Origin of the sequence: Leclercia sp. LSNIH3, assembly GCF_002935105.1 — a bacterium.
Taxonomy (GTDB): Bacteria; Pseudomonadota; Gammaproteobacteria; order Enterobacterales; family Enterobacteriaceae; genus Enterobacter; species Enterobacter adecarboxylatus.
The window spans coordinates 3670232-3688325 of sequence record NZ_CP026387.1 but is presented as its reverse complement, the minus strand read 5'-3'; the positions used below and the strand labels follow the sequence as shown (position 1 = coordinate 3688325).

11 protein-coding genes are annotated in these 18094 nt (G+C 57.2%); all 11 read right to left on the bottom strand.

Annotation, left to right across the window (positions count from 1 at the left end):
• Positions 1 to 5 precede the first annotated feature (5 nt).
• The 11 genes from C3F35_RS17910 to C3F35_RS17860 all read right to left on the bottom strand — a co-directional run bounded on the left by C3F35_RS17910 (position 6) and on the right by C3F35_RS17860 (position 17887).
• Positions 6 to 1259 (bottom strand): tyrosine-type recombinase/integrase, encoded by a 1254-nt coding sequence (locus C3F35_RS17910; protein ID WP_103793067.1) that lies wholly within the window; start codon positions 1257 to 1259, stop codon positions 6 to 8.
• Between the two features lie 205 nt (positions 1260 to 1464).
• Complete coding sequence (der, locus tag C3F35_RS17905; RefSeq protein ID WP_059307403.1) at positions 1465 to 2937, bottom strand: ribosome biogenesis GTPase Der; 1473 nt, start codon at positions 2935 to 2937, stop codon at positions 1465 to 1467.
• Positions 2938 to 3047: 110 nt separating this feature from the next.
• A complete protein-coding gene (gene bamB / locus C3F35_RS17900; protein ID WP_032613093.1) occupies positions 3048 to 4226 on the bottom strand; it encodes an outer membrane protein assembly factor BamB in 1179 nt (392 codons plus the stop codon).
• A 10-nt stretch (positions 4227 to 4236) separates the two neighbouring features.
• Positions 4237 to 4857 (bottom strand): YfgM family protein, encoded by a 621-nt coding sequence (locus C3F35_RS17895; RefSeq protein WP_032613095.1) that lies wholly within the window; start codon positions 4855 to 4857, stop codon positions 4237 to 4239.
• Between the two features lie 13 nt (positions 4858 to 4870).
• The gene (gene hisS / locus C3F35_RS17890) at positions 4871 to 6145 is read right to left on the bottom strand and encodes a histidine--tRNA ligase (protein WP_059307402.1); all 1275 of its coding nucleotides are present in this window, start codon (positions 6143 to 6145) and stop codon (positions 4871 to 4873) included.
• A gap of 91 nt (positions 6146 to 6236) precedes the next feature.
• Positions 6237 to 7355 (bottom strand): flavodoxin-dependent (E)-4-hydroxy-3-methylbut-2-enyl-diphosphate synthase, encoded by a 1119-nt coding sequence (gene ispG, locus C3F35_RS17885; protein WP_032613098.1) that lies wholly within the window; start codon positions 7353 to 7355, stop codon positions 6237 to 6239.
• A 30-nt stretch (positions 7356 to 7385) separates the two neighbouring features.
• On the bottom strand, positions 7386 to 8384 hold the full coding sequence (rodZ, locus tag C3F35_RS17880; protein ID WP_032613100.1) for a cytoskeleton protein RodZ: 999 nt from the start codon (positions 8382 to 8384) through the stop codon (positions 7386 to 7388).
• A 292-nt stretch (positions 8385 to 8676) separates the two neighbouring features.
• On the bottom strand, positions 8677 to 9843 hold the full coding sequence (locus tag C3F35_RS17875) for a bifunctional tRNA (adenosine(37)-C2)-methyltransferase TrmG/ribosomal RNA large subunit methyltransferase RlmN (RefSeq protein ID WP_032613102.1): 1167 nt from the start codon (positions 9841 to 9843) through the stop codon (positions 8677 to 8679).
• Positions 9844 to 10012: 169 nt separating this feature from the next.
• Positions 10013 to 10444 (bottom strand): nucleoside-diphosphate kinase, encoded by a 432-nt coding sequence (ndk, locus tag C3F35_RS17870; protein ID WP_032613104.1) that lies wholly within the window; start codon positions 10442 to 10444, stop codon positions 10013 to 10015.
• Positions 10445 to 10599: 155 nt separating this feature from the next.
• Positions 10600 to 12939 carry a peptidoglycan glycosyltransferase PbpC gene (pbpC, locus tag C3F35_RS17865; protein ID WP_442786099.1) on the bottom strand — a complete coding sequence of 780 codons (2340 nt, stop codon included), beginning with the start codon at positions 12937 to 12939 and terminating at the stop codon, positions 10600 to 10602.
• The gene (locus tag C3F35_RS17860) at positions 12926 to 17887 is read right to left on the bottom strand and encodes an alpha-2-macroglobulin family protein (protein WP_103793069.1); all 4962 of its coding nucleotides are present in this window, start codon (positions 17885 to 17887) and stop codon (positions 12926 to 12928) included. Before C3F35_RS17860 ends, pbpC begins: the two co-directional genes overlap by 14 nt.
• Between the last annotated feature and the right edge of the window lie 207 nt (positions 17888 to 18094).

The following is an 18094-nucleotide window of genomic DNA, read 5'->3' as shown; positions in this document are numbered from 1 at the left end:
TCCGGTTAGTTCGCCATTTTTATTGGCGTGACGTTGTAATCTTCACCGCTTTCCAGTGCCACCAGCAGATCAGCCCACTGCGCCAGCGCCGCTTTGCGCTCTTCGAAATACTCATGCCGGTTATAGATACCCTGCACACCGGGTATTTTATGGTTCAGGCAACGCTCTGCTATCACGGGGTCAATACCTATCGCCGCCATCTGGGTGCGCATGGTGCGGCGCAGATCGTGAATACTGAATGGCTCAACGTCTGCCATCTCTTTCAGAACGGACGGCATCACCATGTTCAGAGTGGCCCTGCTAACGTGGGATGTTGTTCTCGATCGGCGGGCCGGAATCAGCCAGCGGCTGTCACCAGCAAAAAGGCGGATCTCTTTAATCCATTCAATTACCGGCTGCGCCAGCGGGATGTCAATGTCATCGCCGTTCTTTGCACGCTCGCCAGGCAAATACCATACGCCTTTATCGAGGTTGAATTCAGACCACTCAGCTGCGCACAGTTCCATTTTGCGCACCCCCAGCGCGAGGATGATTTTGAATGTGAGCTCATTCTCTCTGCTGATGCCACGCCCGCGACGCAGTGCCTTAAAGAACATAACCAGTTCTTCCCGACTCAGCGCCCGCTTACGCCCTTCCTCTTTACCACCAGCATCTTTTGCACCAAACGAAATGGCCGGGTTAACCTCAACCATCCCTCGCACCACAGCGTAATCAAACAGGCGCTTGAGCATGCGGAGAACGTCATTAGCAACAGTTGGGGAGCCTCGTTCCAGAACATCCTGCAGAACGGTATCTATATGGCGCGGCCGGACATCCTCAACTTTCATCTTCCCAATCAGCGCTACGATATTCTTTTGTAAGCTGCTGCGGAAAAGCTCAGGGTGTTTGTAGGTGGTCTCAATCTGGCGTGTGTAATACTCGGCGGCTAATCCTGAAACGTGAATGGCGTTCTTTTCAGCTTCTATCTTCGCCAGCGCCTCTGCCTTCCTTTCCTGCTTTTCGCCAGCCACGTCATATCCGAGGGATACCCGAGCAGATAGCTCCTTTGCAATCTCGCGCGCACGCGCAAGCGGCAAATCTGAATATGAGCCAATTAGCATAGCCCTGGCTTTGCCAGCGAACCGGTAACGAAAGCGCCAGTTAGGGCCTTTATCCGCGGCACGATATCTGAGGTAAAGGCCATTGCCATCAGCCCTCCCTTCAAAACGCTCGTCGGACTTAATCCACGACCGGATCTGGATGTCAGTTAATTTTGGCATAACGCGCACCTGAATTTGTCCCAAGGATGTACCCAAAACCGCCCGCATTTGTAACCTTTCAAAGCCAATACAATTGAGGGTACACCTTTGGGTACACATGGATTATGCGTTCTGTTGCGTCGTTATGATAGCCCCTGATAACAAAAAAGCCCGGCATATGCGGGCTTTGGTGATTTGGTGATTTTTGATAAATCTTGCTGATTCGTTATTTGCTTTTCTTGATATGTTTAATCAAACGCTTACGCTTACGCATCTGGTTTGGCGTCAGGGTGTTGCGCTTGTTAGCAAACGGGTTATCCCCTTCTTTGAACTGGATACGGATCGGCGTACCCATTACGTCCAGCGATTTGCGGAAGTAGTTCATCAGGTAGCGTTTGTAGGAATCCGGCAGATCCTTCACCTGGTTACCGTGAATAACCACGATAGGTGGGTTATAGCCCCCTGCGTGGGCATATTTCAGCTTCACGCGACGGCCACGCACCAGAGGTGGCTGATGGTCTTCTGCCGCCATGGTCATGATGCGGGTCAGCATCGCGGTGCCGACACGACGGGTAGAACTGTCGTAGGCTTCGCGTACGGACTCGAACAGATTACCTACACCGCTGCCGTGCAGGGCAGAGATGAAGTGGACGCGGGCAAAGTCGATAAAGCCCAGACGGAAGTCCAGCATCTCTTTGACCTGCTCACGCACATCGTTGCTCAGGCCGTCCCACTTGTTGACGACGATAACCAGTGAGCGCCCACTATTGAGGATAAAGCCGAGCAGGGAGAGATCCTGATCGGAGATGCCTTCACGGGCATCGATAACCAGCATCACCACGTTGGCGTCTTCGATCGCCTGCAGGGTTTTGATTACCGAGAATTTTTCTACCACATCGGTGATTTTACCGCGCTTACGCACGCCCGCGGTGTCGATCAGAACGTATTCACGTCCGTCACGCTCCATGGGGATGTATATGCTGTCGCGGGTAGTACCCGGCATGTCGTACACCACCACACGGTCTTCACCGAGGATACGGTTGGTAAGTGTGGACTTACCTACGTTTGGACGACCGACGATTGCCAGCTTAATCGGCAGATCCTGCGGGTTGAAGTCGTCTTCCGGCTCCTCTTCGCCCTCTTCGCTTTCTTCGAACTGCGCCCAGTATTCGGCGTCTTCATCGACTTCTTCAGGCGGGTTGATCTCGTCAACGTACGGCAGCAGCGCGGTTTCCAGCAGGCTGGTCACGCCACGACCGTGAGAGGCGGCGATCGGGTAGATATCGCCCAGACCTAATGACCAGAAATCGGCCATCGCCTGATCGGCATCGATACCGTCAGTTTTGTTCGCGACCAGGAAGGTGGCTTTTTCGCGTGAGCGCAGGTGCTTGGCGATAGCAGAGTCGGCAGGCATCAGGCCCGCACGTGCATCTACCATAAACAGCACGATGTCTGCTTCTTCAATCGCCAGCAGGGATTGTTCCGCCATGCGGGTTTCAACACCATCTTCTGTGCCGTCGATACCGCCGGTATCGATACAGATGAACTCACGACCTTCCACTTCTGCACGACCGTACTTACGGTCACGCGTCAGCCCCGGGAAATCCGCAACCAGCGCATCACGGGTGCGGGTTAATCGGTTAAAAAGAGTGGATTTTCCAACGTTCGGGCGCCCGACAAGCGCGACCACAGGTACCATGTTTAAAGCCTCATAAAATTCGATATCACGTCGCGTATGCGGCGTTTTTTAAAAAATCAAAACGGCCCCTGAAGCAACAGGAGCCGTTGAGTATACTACAACCGCGGTGATTAACGCGTGATCGCGTACAGCGTACCGTCTTTTGCCTGGATCAGCAGTTTGCCGTCAGCTACCACCGGCTCGGTCAGGAAACCGGAACCGTCGACTTTTTCCTGGGCGACAAAACTACCGTTGCTCGGGTCGATCCAGTGCATGTAGCCTTCGCTATCACCCACTACCAGGCTGCCGTTATACAGCGCCGGTGCGGTCAGCAGACGGTGCAGCAGATCGCTTTGCGTCCACAGCGTTACGCCGCCATCGGTGCTCAGCGCCAGCAGGCGATCGTTCTGATCGACCAGATAGATGCGGTTGCCATCCACCACGAAATCGTTCACTGAACCCAGCTCACGTTTCCACATCACCTGGCCGCTACGCAGATCCATCGCGGTCAGGTTGCCGTTATAGGCCAGGGCGTAAACAACGCCGTTGACGATAACCGGGGTGGTATCCACATCGCTCAGACGGTCGATTTCGGTCGGACCGGTTGCCTGAGAGATACGCTGCTGCCAGATCAGCTGGCCCTGCTGCATCAGTACGGCGTTAACGCGACCGTTATCGCCGCCAACAATGGCCGCGCCAAACGCAGTGGCGGGGGCAGATTCACCGCGCAGGGAGAGCGCAGGCATATCCAGGTTAACGGTCCACTTCACCGCACCGTCAGCTTCATTCAGTGCCTGCAGCTGACCGTTAGCGGTATGGACCAGCACCATGCCGTCGCTGACGACCGGACGAGAGAGTGCTTCGCCGGCAACGCGGGTTTGCCAGGCAATAGAACCGTCGCTGGCGTTAAGGGCATAAACCTGTGCCTTTTCGCTGCCGATATAGACATGGCCACCGGCAACCGTCACACCACCTGACAGCAGGGCTGGGGTGCGTGACAGCCAGCCGCTTTTTTCTGCCAGGTTAATGGACCACACCTCTTTGCCGTCATCGGCATTCATGGCTTTTACCGTGCCTTTGCGGTCAGCCGCGTAGACAACGCCATCTGCATATGCCGGATGAAGGTTGGAATAGAAGTCGCCAATACCGTCACCTACGGACGTGCTCCATGCGGTAGACGGTGCAAACTGGTTTTCAACCGTCGGCAGTGGCGACATGGTGACAACATCTTCTTCGCCGCTGAACAGTGAACAGCCGCTCAATAACGTAACGGAAAGCAGTCCTGGCAGAAGTAATTTACGCAATTGCATCGGGTCCCTCTCAGACGGACAAATTATTTATTTTCATCTGCATCATTTCGCTCAGCGCTGGCGAGGCGTTGCTTTTCACACCCGCTTCCCATGCGCTGCGCGCGCCTTGTTTGTCGCCTTTGCTCAGCAGTGCTTCACCGCGCAGGTCGGCAACGATGGAGGCAAAACCTTCACCTTTGACGGTGTCCAGGGTTTTCAGCGCTTCGTCTGGTTTCTTCTGCTGCACCTGAATACGGGCAAGACGCAGGTTGATGAGCGCTTTCAGGTTATCGTTGCCTGCGGCTGCCAGACCCTGCTGCAGCTGGGCTGCCGCTTTGTCCAGCTCGCCTTTATCAACGAACTGCTGAGCGACTTCCAGCGAAGTCAGTGCGCCATAGGTGTTCTTGTTATCTGCGGCAAATTTCTCTGCCGCCGCCAGGGTTTGTGGCTGATCGGCCTGAATGGCGCTCACGGTATTTTCATACTGTAAGGAGGAGCCACGCGCGGAATCGATCTGATGACTGTTCCAGTAACGCCAGCCCACCAGGGCACCAACACCTAAAATGACCCCAACAGCCAGCGCTTTGCCGTTTTCAGCAAAGAAGCGTTTAATCGCATCAACCTGGTCGTTTTCGTTCTCGTACATTTCCACGCAGTCCTTCTCCTTAGCCCAGTAGAGTGCGCAAGTGCGCCGCAACGCCATCCTGCGTTACCGTTGTTTGCTCACCAGAGCGCAGATCCTTCACTACCACTTCGCCGTTAGCCACTTCGGACTCGCCAAGTACCAGTGCGATGCGCGCGCCCCACTTATCGGCACGGGCGAACTGTTTCTTAAAGTTGCCGCCGCCGTGGTTGGTCATCAGCTTAGCCGCAGGCAGCGCATCGCGCACGCGTTCGGCAAGCTGCATTGCCGCAGACTGCGTTTCCGCGCCTGAGGCTACCAGGTATATATCGACAACAGGATCGGCTTTAAATTCCGGATTAACTGCCTGAACTAACAAAACAAGTCGCTCAAGACCCATGGCGAAACCAACAGCAGGTGCCGGACGACCGCCTAACTGCTCTACCAGGCCGTCGTAACGACCGCCCGCACAGACCGTTCCCTGTGAACCCAGACTGGTGGTAACCCACTCAAATACGGTGCGGTTGTAGTAGTCCAGACCACGCACCAGGCGCTGGTTTACGGTGTAAGCAATACCGGCAGCTTCCAGCAATTTGCACAGGCCGGCAAAGTGTTCGCGGGAATCGTCGTCGAGATAATCGCCGAGGGCAGGTGCGTCATTCAGCAGTGCCTGTACGTCCGGGTTCTTGGAATCCAGCACGCGCAGTGGGTTGCTGTACATACGACGCTTACAGTCTTCGTCCAGCTGCTCTTTATGCTGCTCGAGGAATGCCACCAGCGCGTCGCGATAGTTTGCACGGGCTTCAAGAGAACCGATGGAGTTCAGCTCCAGTGATACGTGATCGGCGATACCCAGCGCACGCCACCAGCGGGCGGTCAGCATAATCAGTTCCGCGTCGATATCCGGCCCTTGCAGACCAAAGGCTTCGACACCCAGCTGGTTAAACTGGCGGTAACGGCCTTTCTGTGGACGTTCGTGACGGAACATTGGGCCGATATACCACAGGCGCTGCTCCTGATTGTACAGGAGACCATGTTCGATGCCGGCGCGTACACATCCCGCCGTACCTTCTGGACGTAAGGTCAGGCTGTCGCCGTTACGATCCTCAAAGGTGTACATCTCTTTTTCAACCACGTCGGTGACTTCACCGATAGCGCGTTTGAATAACGGGGTCTGCTCTACAATCGGCAAACGGATTTCGCTGTAACCGTAGCTGCCGAGCACCTGCTTGAGGGTGCCTTCAATGCGCTGCCAGATGGCGGTCTCGGCAGGCAGATAATCGTTCATGCCGCGAATGGCTTGAATGTTCTTTGCCACGTTTGTTCTCTTTCTATAGACAAAAATGAACCCTGGGGTTCATAACCGAAGGGTTCAATCATACACAGGAAGCGAACCGCTTCCCATCACGTTATTTTTCGACTTGTTGCACGCTGATGCGCTGCGCTTCGTCCAGCATGGTGGCTTTAGCACGGATGCGGGCTTCAAGCTGATCGATCATGTCATTATTATCCAGACGATCTTTGCGGACGCCATCTTCATAGAGACCACTTTTCTTGTTGCCACCCGTGACGCCCAGCGTCGACACCAGCGCCTCGCCCGGACCGTTCACCACACAACCGATAATCGAAACGTCCATCGGGGTGATGATATCTTCCAGACGCTGCTCAAGTGCATTCACTGTACCAATGACATCGAACTCCTGACGCGAACAGGTCGGACAGGCGATAAAGTTGATGCCACGGGAACGAATACGCAGCGATTTCAGAATATCGAAACCGACTTTGATCTCTTCGACGGGATCGGCGGCGAGCGAGACACGCAGGGTGTCGCCAATGCCTTCATTGAGCAGCAGACCCAGGCCAATCGCCGATTTTACCGCACCGCTGCGCGCGCCGCCGGCTTCGGTGATCCCGAGGTGCAACGGCTGATCGATCTGCTTCGCCAGCAGACGATAAGATTCAACGGCGAGGAAAACGTCCGACGCTTTAACGCTGACCTTGAACTGATCGAAGTTCAGACGATCGAGATGATCCACATGACGCATGGCCGATTCGAGCAGCGCCTGCGGGGTCGGTTCGCCGTATTTTTCCTGCAGATCTTTTTCCAGCGAACCGGCGTTCACGCCGATACGGATGGGAATGTTCTTGTCGCGGGCGCAATCAACTACCGCGCGGATACGCTCTTCGCTGCCGATGTTGCCAGGGTTGATACGCAGGCAATCGACGCCGTATTCCGCTACCTTCAGCGCGATACGGTAATCGAAGTGAATATCGGCTACCAACGGCACGGAGACCTGCTGTTTGATGAGTTTGAACGCTTCTGCCGCATCCATAGTGGGCACAGAAACGCGAACAATATCCGCGCCTACACGTTCTAACGCTTTGATCTGATTGACCGTCGCCGCCACATCGGTGGTACGGGTGTTGGTCATCGATTGAACGGCGATAGGAGCACCATCGCCGATTGGCACATTCCCGACGTAAATACGTTTCGATTTTCTACGTGGAATAGGAGCCTGGTTATGCATGAAAAATCTCCCGCGTTGCCCGTCTGTTACTTACTGTGCTGCTGATTGTTCGGCATTGAGGGTCAGACGCGCAACCTGGTTAGTTCTGATAAAACGGCTCAGATCGACAGGTTTACCCTGGAACTGGATCTGGACCGCTGCCGGAGCACCAATCTTGAGCTTATAAGGCGCCTGGCCTGCCAGATTTAACGTGCCGTCCTTACGCTGGAGGCCGCTGAACAGCTTTTTGCCGGTTGCGTCGGTCACTTCCAGCCAGCAATCAGCGTTGAAGTTCATTACCAGTGCATTCGGGTCAGCCGGTGCAGCCGTCACGCCCGCCGGATCGGATGGCAGAGGCTGGACCGCATTATTCGCCGTTGTTGCCGGTGCAGTCTCAACGTTCGCCTGAGAAGGGGAGACGACGGCACTGTCAGCCGGAGCCTGAGCGGTTTGATTAACGGCTGGCGCAGCAGTCTGCGCCGTTGTGGTATCCGGGGTATTGGCCGTTGCTGCCGGCGTTTCGCTGGCCGTTGCTGAGGTGTCGGTATTCAGTGGGATGCTTTGAGCGCCCTCGCCCGCTGAATTATTCAGCTCGGCGGAGGACTGATCGGCCATGGTGGTGATCTCTTCCTGCTGCGCTTTGTGGTTTTGCCACCACCAGGCGCCCGTCAGACCGATAACCACAAACAATACCAACCAGGTAAAGCTCATCAACCAGCCATCACGTTTTTTACGACGTTTGCCCAACGAAAAACTCTGCATCGGCGCGACTTTTGCCGCTCTGACCGGTGCCTGTTTTTCCATCATTGGCAGCAGTTCTTCTTCAGGAATATGCACCAGTTTCGCATAGGAGCGGATATAACCACGCAGAAACGTAGAAGCAAGTTCGGCAGGTGCCTTATCTTCTTCAATATCGCGGACCGTGGAAACCTTCAGACATAAGCGTTCCGCAACGGCTTGCTGGCTGAGTCCGAGTTGTTCACGGGCGTTACGTAGACGAACGCCAGTGGAAAGTGCTGCATTTTGGTCGTGAGTGGCTTCAGTATTCATTCGCTACAACTAATGGTACGTGAAAATTGAGGATCCTGGCGCCGGTGAGTCACAATGCCACCCGCACCGCGAAACTTCTGGTCAGTTAACCTTAGTCAGACAGCACAACACTGTCAGGTTTTGGTTGACAGAAGCGGCTTGTCAGTGAGGTTAAACTGTTGTTGCGTCGTTACATACTGCCTTAAAGTCATATAAAACGCACCGTAATTATTACCCATTCACCGGCGCAATGACTGTTTATTCGCATCTTACGCTGTCACGGCGCAGATAATGCGCCGTGACAGCGTAATTATTACACGGCCTTGACAGCGATAGCCTCGCCCTGCATACGTTTACGCAGCGTGCGCTTGGTACGGTCGATAACATCACCGGCCAGCTGACCACAGGCAGCATCAATATCATCACCGCGGGTTTTACGCACAATAGTGGTAAAACCATACTCCATCAGCACCTTGGAGAAACGGTCGATACGGCTGTTCGAGCTACGGCCATACGGCGCGCCCGGGAACGGGTTCCATGGGATCAGGTTGATCTTGCACGGCGTATCTTTCAGCAGTGCCGCCAGCTCGTGCGCATGCTCAGTACCGTCGTTGACGTGATCCAGCATGACGTACTCAATGGTGACGCGTCCCTGGTTGGCATTGGACTTCGAAATATAGCCACGAACCGAGTTCAGGAAGGTCTCGATATTGTACTTTTTGTTGATCGGCACAATTTCGTCACGAATGGTATCGTTCGGCGCATGCAGAGAGATGGCCAGCGCGACGTCAATCATGTCGCCGAGCTTATCCAGCGCAGGCACAACACCTGAGGTGGAGAGGGTCACGCGACGTTTGGACAGGCCAAAACCGAAGTCATCCAGCATGATTTCCATGGCTGGCACCACGTTGGTCAGGTTCAGCAGCGGCTCGCCCATCCCCATCATCACCACGTTGGTGATAGGACGGGTGCCGGTCACTTTTGCCGCGCCGACGATTTTCGCCGCACGCCAGACCTGGCCGATGATTTCCGAAACACGCAGGTTACGGTTAAAGCCCTGCTGCGCCGTGGAGCAGAACTTACACTCCAGCGCACAACCGACCTGGGAAGAGACGCACAGCGTGGCGCGGTCATCTTCCGGGATATAGACCGTTTCAACGCGCTGATCGCCGACGGCAATCGCCCATTTGATGGTGCCGTCAGCTGAACGCTGCTCTTCCACCACTTCCGGTGCGCGGATTTCAGCCACGTCTTTCAGCTTGTTACGCAGCACCTTGTTGATGTCAGTCATGTCATCAAAATTGTCGCTGCAATAGTGATACATCCATTTCATGACCTGGTCGGCACGAAACGGCTTCTCGCCCATCTCTTTGAAGAACTCGCGCATCTGCTGACGGTTCAGGTCCAGCAGGTTGATTTTTCCATTTTTATTTGGAACCGCAGGAATGGCGACTTCGGAGGTATTAACTAATTCAGACATAATATATTCCGGCCTCGTTGTTACACGTTATGGCCCGTGGAGGGTTGAAAAGAAACGCCCCGGTAAGCAGTCTGCTCATCCGGGGCGTTGCATTGTACAAAGTCTGGCGCAGGGATGCCACGTCTGCACGTGGCATTTACGAAAATAATGTGTAAACGAAACCGTTAAATTAACGGGTACGTGGACACACTTCGCCTTCTGCGAAGAAGAAAGCGATTTCACGTGCAGCAGATTCTACAGAGTCGGAACCGTGGGTGCCGTTCTCGGTGAAGCTGTCAGCGTAATCTGCGCGCAGAGTACCTGCCAGAGCGTTATCCGGGTTGGTTGCACCCAGCAGATCGCGGTGACGCTGAACGGCATTTTCGCCTTCCAGTACGGATACCACGATTGGGCCAGAGGTCATGAACTCAACCAGGCCGTCGAAGAATGGGCGACCTTCGTGCTCAGCATAGAAACCGCGAGCCTGCTCAACGGTCAGATGCAGCATTTTGGTGCCAACGATTTTGAACCCTGCCGCTTCAAAGCGAGCAAAGATGCTGCCAATAACGTTTTTTGCCACCGCGTTTGGTTTGATGATGGAAAAAGTACGTTCAATAGCCATGATTACCTCTGTGATTTGTTCTGTTGTTTTGCATTCATGCGTAAGATATGGCGCGGATTATAATGAGCATTAACGCCATTGCCTATGGATGGATGTAACATTTTTTTAAAATAAGACGAGTTTTAACAACAGATCGTGGCTAAACACCGTTTTATTTACTGCAATGTAAAATCGACGGTGGCTACCTGCCCTGCCTCATCCATCACCAGCAGCTGGTAATCCCCTGCACTTTCAAGATGCAAGGTATACGCCCGCCCCTTCACATTCAGCAGTTCACCATTAAGAAACCACCAGCGCGCACCCTCGCTTCCACTGGCCAGCAGGGGCAACGACACGCGCGCCTCACCGGGCACGCGCTTAATCACCGCCCCCTGGCGTATGCCTGAGAGGATGAGCGGCGCCGGGAAGGCCTGGCCGAGCGGTGGGCAGGCGGTTGATGCCGCCGGAATGCGCGCAGCCCGCCGTTCCGCCTGCGGCAGCCACGGCTCCAGCGGCAGCGGCCAGACGTCCAGCGTGTGTTGTCGCGCCTGCGGGCAGTCTGCCGCCACGCGTTGACCGCTGTTATCCAGCCAGACAGGAAAACGAATGCCGCGGATGCCCTCCTGCTCCGGCAGCAACAGCGTCGGAGGCTGACTCCCCTCCAGCAGCCAGGTTGAGAGGCGGCGCCGACAGTTGCTGTCCCCTTCAGGCAGAGACTGCCCCCCCGGCCAGCAAATGACGCCGCGGCTCACCGAGGCCGGGCGCGGATCCCGTGGCAGGCGCGTCTCATCCAGCGCCGAGCGCGATTGAAGCAGGTTATTAACCTGATTTAGCACCGGCACCGCGCTGGCAAAACCAAATTGCCCGGCCACCGGTGTGCCGTCCGGTCTGCCGGTCCAGATCCCGATCACGTAGCGTGCATTCAGCCCTATCGCCCAGGCATCGCGATAGCCATAGCTGGTACCGGTTTTCACTGCCAGGGGTACCACCTGAGCCAGGGCGCTGTCCGGCAGCGGCTGCGCCTCGTTGGCCAGAATGCGGCGGATGATCCATGCCGCGCCAGGCGAGAGCAGAGGCCGCTCCAACAGCGGATCGTCCGGCTGCAGGCGCAGTTTCCCTGCCCGCCCCTGACGGGCAAAGGCGCTGTATGCCGCAGCGATGTCTTCCAGACGCGCCCCGGCACCGCCCAGGATCAGGGACAGGTTCGGCTGAGCGCCCGCCGGAAGCAGCAGCGGTAATCCGGCGTTGCGCAGCATCCCGGCAAACTTCTTCGGCCCGTAGGCTTCCAGTACCTGTACGGCGGGCAGGTTCAGGGATCGCACCAGCGCCTCGCTCATGCTGATCGGGCCGTGAAAACCGCTGTCAAAATTGCCGGGGCGATAATCGCCGGTGCGGCGCGGAACATCCTGCAGCAGCGAGGCCGGGTGGATCAGCCCGTCGTCCATCGCCAGACCATAGACAAAGGGCTTGAGCACCGATCCCGGGGATCGGATCGCAGAGATCATATCGACATGGCTGAAACGGCTGTCGTCGTTGATGTCAACCGATCCCACCCAGCCGCGCACTTTCATATCGCTGTGATCGACCACGATCATCGCCAGCGAACTGCGGGGCGGCAAACGAGATTTCCAGTTCAGCGCAAGCTCCTCCAGTTGGCGCTGGAGTGTGGCGTCGAGGGTCGTCACCACTTTGGTGTCACGGCTTTTGCCGAGCATCATGCGCGAGAACAGCGGTGCCAGCTGTGGCATCTGCCGGGGAGCCAGCCATACCGGCTCTTCCTGCGACTCTGTTACCTGCTGCGCGGGCCAGACGCCCTGCGAGGCCATACGTTTGAGTACTTTGTTACGTGCCGCCTCGGCACGCTGCGGCCAGCGGTCCGGGCGCAAGCGGCTCGGGGCCTGCGGCAGAACCGCAAGCAGCGCGGCTTCGGAGTAGCTCAGCTGTGCAGGCGCTTTTCCCAGATAGGCCCAACTGGCGGCCCCCACGCCTTGTAGCGTGCCGCCAAAAGGCGCACGGTTTAGATAGAGGGTCAGGATTTCACATTTGGAGAGGTGCCACTCCAGCTGGAGCGCGCGCCAGAGTTGACGGACCTTGCCGCCCACCGTGCGGGAATGGGGATCCAGCAGGCGCGCTACCTGCATAGTCAGCGTACTTCCGCCTGATATGACCTTTCCGGCGGTAAGATCCTGCCAGGCGGCACGCAGCACCGAGAACGGGTTTACGCCCGGATGGTCCCAGAACCAGCGATCTTCATACTGGATTAGGGCCTCAAGATAGCGCGGCGAGACCTCTTCGATAGTGACCGGATAGCGCCAGATACCGTCGCGATCGGCAAACCGCCACAGCGGAGTGCCCTTTTCATCCACCACCACCCGGGCAGGGTTGACCTCGTGCAGCGGCAGCGGCCACAGGCGATCGGCTGCGATGACGCCAGCCCACAGCAGAAGTAACGCCCCCACCAGCCACAGCCAGCGGGAGCGTAGCCATTTCCGATACCGCACGTTACGGGACGACAATCAGCGGGCCGCTGGCCGCACCTGTTGCCCGCCACTGCGGCACGTACATTGATTCCACCAGCGGTACAGGTACCGTATAGGTCCCCGGCGTGACGGCGCGTGCCAGATAGACCAGCGTCACTGGCTGGTATTCATTCACCGGCACGGCGGCCACAAAGCGATCGTCCCGGAACTCCATATGCTGAATATCGGCCTGTTGCATTTGGTTGAGCAGGTTTTGCACTTCACTCCCGCTCTCCTGCAGGCTGGCACTGCTGCTGGCGAGGTTCTGGTTTTCCAGTTCCAGGCCAGCGGGCAGTAAATCGACCACCAGCGCATCCGGCACATTCTGCGTGGCGGTAACTTCCAGCCAGACCAGCACCAGTTCACCGCTTTTCAAAGAAGAGAGCGATTTACTGCTGCCGTCGGTGGCCAGGAACTGACGTTCAATTTTCAGCACATTAGCTGTAGGTTGCGGTGCCGATTGCGGGTAGCCGCTGCTGTCCAGGCGCACCCACAGCGGCGCAGTGCCGGTATTAGTGACCTGCAGGGCAGCGAGTTGATCGGCATTCAGGTTTTGCACCTGCGGCTTATTACCGCGCATCCCCTCCCCGCCAGGGGTGGTGGTCGCCTGCCAGTCACCCGCCAGCGTCTGCAGGGAACGGCCCGCCAGGAACAGGGCGTTGCTCTCCTGAGTCGAGAGCCAGCGCTGGCTGAACGCCTGCTGAGAGAGCGCGTTCAACAGCGTTTTCTGCGCATCTGGCAGCAAATTGTACTCTTCCAGCAGACTGAGCATCATTGCGTTATCACGCAGCGGGCTACCGTAATCGGCCATCCAGGCCTGCGTCTCGCTGCGCGGCGTTTTGATTGCCAGATCCAACGCCTGCTGGCTGCGCGGCGCATCCCCCATCAGCTTCAGCGCCAGTCCCAGTTGCATTAGCGGCAGGCCCGATTTTGCTTGCGCTCGACGCTCCCAAATTTCGCGCAATGTCCCGAGAGGCGCTTTCTGCTGGCGTGCCAGCACCAGCGCGGCATAGGCCTGGATGGCGAATTTGCTGGCCTGAGTATCCTCGCTGTAGCGAACCGCCATCATGCCCGGATCCTGCAGGTAGCGCAGAAGACGGCTGTTGGCATTGTTGATGACGTCAACCGGTACGCTGTAACCCTGCTCGCCCGCACGTACCAGGAAATCGGTGACGTAGGCGGTGAGCCAGTACTCTTCTGGACCGTTTTTATCCCAGAGGGCAAAACCGCCGTCGTTACGCTGCATCTGCAGCAGACGAGAGATGCCGATCTCAATGGCCGCGCGGCGCTTCTCGTCGCTGTCGCCCTTAATACCCAGCGCGCTCAGTTGGGCGGCATTGGTATAGAGCGACGGGAACAGGCCGCTGGCAGTCTGCTCCAGACAGCCATACGGATAGGCCTGCAGCTCACGAATATAGCGGGCCAGATTGAGCGGCGGCTTGCCGCTGAGCAGAAGCTGCCCCTGTAATGTCACCGGTGAGAAATCAGCGAGGTGCTGTTCCGGTGCGTGCCAGCTTTCACCCGGCTTGAGCATCGTACCGCTGTTGACCGTCTGTGCCGGGAACGCCGGACGCACGCCAATCTTCCAGCTTTTCTGTTGCGGGGCAAAGGTTTCGCCCGGCAGCGTCAGCCCGCTCACCTGGGCGGCGATTTCGCCGTCGCCAAAGCCATCCAGCGCTCGCACCGGAATAAACAGCGTCGATCGCTCACCCGCCGCCAGCTGCACCGGCTGCGGCTGGGGCGCTTCCAGTGCCAGGTTGCCGCCAGCGGTCAACGCCACATTAAGGGTCTGCGGTTTATCAGTAAGGTTGGTCAGATCCAGCGTTAGCCTGGCGTTATCGCCGCTGGCGAGAAAACGCGGGGTATTCAGCTCGGTAATCACAGGGGCGGCAACCACAACTTTGCTTTCACTGCTGCCAAAGTCATCATCCGTCCAGGCCTGAGCCATCAGACGCAGTTCGCCGTTAAAGTCACTAATCGGTAGCGAAACGGTCCCCTCGCCGTTGGCATCCAGTTCTACCGGCTGCGCCTGCTGGGCGATGATGGTGACATGATTTACCGGCGGTTTGCCGCCACGCTTAAGTTCATCGCCATCGCCACCAAAGCGCAGTGACGCCAGGCGTCCCTGGCCTTCAATGACCTGGCCATAGATATCGTAAATGTCTGCGCCATAGCGCTTCTGACCAAAGAACGCCTGCCAGGGATCGGGAGTGACATAATCGGTTATGTTCAGTACGCCACTGTCCACCGCCGAAACCAACACATTGATTTTTTGTGGGGTCGCCCCCTCTTTGACGCTGGCCTTCACCTTGACCGCCAGCGTCTGGTTCGGGCGCATTTTTTGTGGATTATCCAGCGTAATGCCCAGGCGGCGGCTCTCATCGCCCATCGGCAGATGCAACAGGCCCACCGCCCGTTTTGGCGTAGCTGATTTGGATTTATCGCCAGGGCGCACCACCAGCGTGGAGAGATAGAGATCGTGACGTATCCAGGCTTTATCCACCGGGATGGTCATATCCAGCCCCTCGGCCGGCACGTCAATCTCCTTCCACCACAACGGCCCTTCGCTGGATTCGATCATTGCATAGCCTTTCCCTGCCGCCGGGGCAGCGATATGCAGTTTAATCGTATCGCCAGGGCGATAGGTCGGTTTGTCCAGCTTCATCGTCACCCGGTCCGGGCGGGCCGCCCCGGTGCCGTCACTGTTGTCCTGCCAGCTGTAACCTGCCCAGAAGCGCACACTGCTGACCGCTTCATCCGGGGCTTTCACCTCCAGACGATAGGAACCCCACTCTACCGGGAAGCTCACTTTTCCGGTCTCGTCGGCGGCCAGATCCAGCACCTGCTCGCCCTCGTTCAGGTCTTTTTGATCAAACTGAGACTGCCAGCCGTCACTCTCGGACCAGTTCCATGAGTAGTCGCGCCGCTCGCGGATCAGGCGCACCTGCAAGCCAGAGACCGCTTTTTTTGCGCCACTGGCATCGGCGTAAACGATATCAAACCCGGCCTGGCTGTTCTCCTCGACAATCGGCTGATTGACGGTGGTATCGGTGCGATAGTCATAGACCGCTTTGCTGGCGAACTGCGGACGGATGCCCGGCAGTGTACTTGCGGGCCAGACGGCCTGCTCCGCGCGCCGCGTGACCGGACGCCCACCGGACTCCAGCAAGCTGGCCTGCAAAACAACCTGCAGCGGGGAGTGAGTCTCTTTCCACTGGCTGTCGCTGCTCACCTGTCCGCGTCCCTGGTCATCGAGGGTCAGGTGCACTTCATCAAGGCTGCGGCTCAGGTTCTCTTCGGCAATATCCCCGAACTGGAAGCCCGGCAGTGCGGCCACGGCTTCCCGTAAGGGACGCAGGAAGAGCTGTCCTTGCAGGCTGTTGCCGTTGGCGGGTGCACCGTAGAGGTAATAACCCGTGACATTGAACGCAACAGGATCCTGCGGGGATACCGGTGTTTTTTGCCCGGCAATATTGAGCGCCATGCGCTCTGGCATAAAGTCTTCGACGTGGAAATCCCACATCTGATGTTGGCTGTCACCCGTACTGGCGCGAATATGCCACATCCCGGTTTGCGCACCGCTCTCAAGCGGGTAGTCAAAGCGGTAAAGACCGTTTGCGGGCTGGCTGACCACCGTGCGCGCCACCTGCCCGTCCGGGCGTAGCACTTCCAGCTTCACCGGCTGGTCAGGGAGCGGTTTGCCGTCGCTGTCGCGCAGCAGACCGTTGAGGATCACCGTTTCACCCGGGCGATAGAGATCCCGCGGGCCAAACATAAAGAACTGCTTGCTAAAGCCGGGCGCGCCGGAGATAGCAAACTCCGCCAGATCCAGCGCCGGAAGGGTGAGATCCAACAGGGTGGTCTGCCCCTCTTTGCGGGCGAGGAGCAGCGCGGCCTCTTTGTCCGTTTGCAGCATCGCATGACCATCAGCGTTGCTGGTGGCCTGCGCCAGGGTCTGCCCTTTATTGTTGAGCAGCAGTACCTCAACAGCCGACTGAGTCGCGCCGTTCTCCAGGCTCTGGGTAAAGATATCCAGACGGTTATGGTAGCGGTGGGCGGAAAGCCCAATATCGCTGAGGGTAAAGAGGGTCGCGGCGTTACTGTAGTTGTAATGGCCGGCCTGATTCATCACTGCGATATAGACCCCCGCCTGCTGTAACGGCTTGATATCCGCCAGCGGCAGCAGGAGTTTTTCACGGGTATTGCGGGCCGGGTTAAGGTCGAAACGGCCGGTGTAGACCAGCTCCGCCATTTTCAGCAGGTTGTCGGATTCCCAGTTGGTGAGGGAGTTGCGGTATTCCCACTGGCTGACAAAGGCGGCCAGTGACTCAGGTTTGACGCGATAGAAATTCACATCAACGTTGTTGACGTTCAGCGCCATCACCGGCAGCCCTTCCACCACCTTACCCGGCAGCAGCGAGCCGCGGCTGGCGAACCCGACGCTCGGTTCGATATCACGGGTGGTGATCGCTTTTTCGACCTCGCTGCCAAAGGTGTTTTTGTTCAGCGCCAGCAGGTCGCGCTCGACGGTGACCAGCAGCTCGCGGTTCGGTTCCAGATGACGCAGGCGTAGCTCTTTCAGGTTTGGCGCCAGCTCCCATGCCCCGTCAACCTTGCCGCTTTTTTTGTCCACCACATGCACCGTGTGGCCGAAATCCTGGCTGGGATCCAGCGGCACAGAGAAGGTGAGCACCAGCGCGGCAGCACCGTCCAGCTGGATTTCTGACGCATCCAGTAAGGTCAACGCTTTGCCCGCGCTCTGCGCCGCCAGCTTCTCCAGCGTGGCGTTGTCAGGCTTTGCGGGTGCAGCAGCAGCGGTAGAGGTGGAAGCGGTCGCAGTGGCAGGTGCGACAGAACGGGTCTTATCGTCCTTTTCATCGCAACCGACAAGCGTGATGGTGGTAAGCAGCGCTACTGAAAGCGCGGCAAGGCGAAACGGTTTCATCCTTTATCCCTGGCCTTGCGGGCCTGTTGGTCGTCGTCGGGTTAAGTATTATGCGCAAGTTTCATTAATACAAAAGACCCGTTTTCGGATTTGGATAACGCCTCGCAAAATTTTGGTGCCAGATGATATCCCGCTGCTACGGCGATCACAGCCTGTAAGGTTACATGTAACCTTTAACGTCATTTGTTTTTAAAACAACAAGATAGC